This is a genomic window from Wolbachia endosymbiont of Nomada ferruginata (genome assembly GCF_001675785.1).
GTDB classification, from domain to species: Bacteria; Pseudomonadota; Alphaproteobacteria; order Rickettsiales; family Anaplasmataceae; genus Wolbachia; species Wolbachia pipientis.
This window is the reverse complement of the sequence record NZ_LYUY01000131.1, coordinates 1-2,680: the sequence shown is the minus strand read 5'-3', so window position 1 is coordinate 2,680 and position 2,680 is coordinate 1. Positions and strand designations below refer to the sequence as shown.

At 37.1% G+C, this 2,680-nt stretch carries 2 protein-coding genes and 1 pseudogene; all 3 read left to right on the top strand.

Features of this window, described 5'->3' with window-relative positions:
• Positions 1-79 precede the first annotated feature (79 nt).
• A pseudogene (locus BA053_RS05895) lies at positions 80-2,038 on the top strand (peptidase M2); the annotation flags it as partial.
• A gap of 17 nt (positions 2,039-2,055) precedes the next feature.
• The gene (locus BA053_RS08180; protein ID WP_245611104.1) at positions 2,056-2,199 is read left to right on the top strand and encodes a hypothetical protein; all 144 of its coding nucleotides are present in this window, start codon (positions 2,056-2,058) and stop codon (positions 2,197-2,199) included.
• 190 nt (positions 2,200-2,389) lie between these two features.
• Positions 2,390-2,650: a hypothetical protein gene (locus BA053_RS05890; protein WP_156518071.1), complete on the top strand. Its 261-nt coding sequence runs from the start codon at positions 2,390-2,392 to the stop codon at positions 2,648-2,650.
• Positions 2,651-2,680: the final 30 nt, after the last annotated feature.

The following is a 2,680-nucleotide window of genomic DNA, read 5'->3' as shown; positions in this document are numbered from 1 at the left end:
AGAATTTCATATACCTAGCTATGAGTAGGGTTATGTTAAAGAGGGAATATGCTTGAATTTACTTGTTTCCGGACAACCTCTGATAAGAGGTACAAATCATATTGATCTACAAGAAGGTAAGATTTTTTCTATGCAAGCTCATGGTCAAGGAGATATGGGTGCACTGTCTATATATGAAGGAAATACAAAGCTTGGAGAATTATCGAGCGAATCGGGCTTTTTTAAGCAAGTTGAAGGCCAAACTAAAGAAACTTTCGTTTTTGAGGATATATTGCACAACTTAAATGTTTCATACGAAGGCGGTGCTTACATGGCAGTTACAAAAGAAAATGGTCATTATAAAGCTTCCCTAATAGATGGCAGAACAGTTGAACGCGATGAATACTTTGATGAGAAGCATTTACATGAAAATGAATTGTTGCATCCTAGCACTGGACATATTCAAAAAGATTTAGATTCCCTGCTTCTTAGATATCCTAAAATCCTGAATCATCAGGATTCAAAGCATGCTCAATATTCTGATGAGCAAAAGGCAAATGGAGTAATCGTGGAAAAAGGAAAATTACTGGATAATAAGGGAACAGATAGGACAGACGATGATGTGTACGAAGCGGTTGTAAAGCAAGGAGACGAGCGCTTACATGAGTTCAAAAATATGGGCTTTTATATTACCGAGAAAGGTGATCTATTTATTCATGACCATGGAGCAAACGTAAGGTTTCAACTACCACAAAGTATTACTCACCTAAAATTAGTGGAAAAAGATGGAGCATATAAGCTTGTTCCGGTGACAAAAGATGGGAATGAACATCCAGTAGGTATGCCAAATATACCAGACGAATATAGATACATAGAGCCAATATTTGCACATGAATATGAAAAGAGAGATTATTCCCACAAACATGTAAATGTGGGCCTTATAAACTTAGAGAAATATGGCTCTGGCAAACTTTTTGCTATAAAGTATGACCCAAATGATTACCACATACAAAGAAACTCTAGCGGTGAAATAGTTAGAATAAAAGATCAAACATATTTCACTAAAGTAAAATTGTTTGATGGTGATGAAGAAATTGGAATGTTATCTAATAACTTCCATAACTTCAAAGGGAAAATATTCTTTTCTGCTGACTACAACTACAGTTATAACGATTTCCTAGCATCTGTTTCTCCTCAAGTTGAAATTGAGGACATGGGAAATGGAAGTAAAAAAATAACTTTCGATCAAGGTAGTGGTGATATCGGTGATACTAATAGAGGCTACACGGACTATCAGAGAATATTCACAAAAGAGAAACAAACCGAAAGTCCAAAAGGGCAAGTAAGTGAAACTAAGACAGAAGTTGACATAAGTCACAATACTACTAATGTTGTTGCACAAGCTGCTGAAGAGAAAACTGCATCAAACGACAATAGTGAAATGCAGTCTGATCAGCCACAAATTCCAACAAGGGCAAAAAGGTCAGCTTCAGTGGAGGAGAAAGAGCAGGTATTAAAAGACACAATTCTCAAAATAGAAAAGAGCTACGAGCAGGACTCAGAAGGGAAGCATAAGGCAAATGTAACGATAAATTATAATGATGTGAAAGCCTTGTATGATAGAGCGGAAGGAGCAGAAAAGCAATCTGTGTTAGATTTTTGGAACAAACTGCACACATCAGATTATAAGGTTGGTGCTTTGCCGGAAGACAAATACTATTTTGAAAAAGGCAAATTCGTAATCCACGATAGTGGCACAAAGAAGCTTATAGTGTTACCTGAAGATAAGGTGTCCATCAAGATAATGAAGGATGGTGATAGTTATAGTTTAGCTATATCAAGTGGTAATGGCAAAGTAATAAGCAGCATTAGTAAAATAGATAATCCAAATTACGAATTGCTGTCAGATTCAAGTCATTTCAATTCAGGGGAGCAAGATAATATTGTATTATCAGATCAACATCACGAATATAATCTTTATCTAGAGAATGGTTTTGTGAAAATGTTCGATTGCGCAAGCGATCACATTTATCACGACCACAACTCGGCCTATATCTAATACATACAAGGAGGGCAGTGCCCTCTTCTTGTCATTCCAGTGTCAAGCACTGCCGTCTTGGATGGAAACCAGCGTCACGCCCTGGAATGACAGGGTTTGTCATCCGAGTAGCCCCTTCGGTGTCATCCCAGTGCCCAGACACTGGGATCCAGAAAACTTAACTTCAAATAAGTGGCTGCATAATAAAGGCTGGATTCCAGACTGGAATGACATCATCTGCTACACACTTGAATGACAAGAGAAGAATTCTGAAACAACAAGTTTCAAGGAAATCTTATGTAAAATCTAGCATTAACAAAAATTATACTATTTTCATGCATGCTATGGTTTTTGTAATTAATGGAGTGTGATATGCCGGCTAGTTTGAAATTTGAAAGTGCTGCAGGAACAGCAGCAGCAACTCTGGCAGAAGTCAAACTTGTAACTTTGGCAGATAATACGGGTAATGAATATACTTTGGATATAACCACAAATGATCTTAAAGTGGGATATACACCAAATGGTGGTCAAATAACAGAGCACAAAATAACTGGTCTATCAACAGCTCTGGGAAGTTTACTTAGAGGTTGTCCGGAAACAAGTAAATTCAAGCATATTCCCTCTTTAACATAACCCTACTCATAGCTAGGTATATGAAATTCT

What these genes read in the sequence shown, in the direction of transcription:
- BA053_RS05890 (WP_156518071.1), top strand. Translation starts at nt 2,390, where the DNA reads ATGCCGGCTAGTTTGAAATTTGAAAGTGCTGCAGGAACAGCAGCAGCA.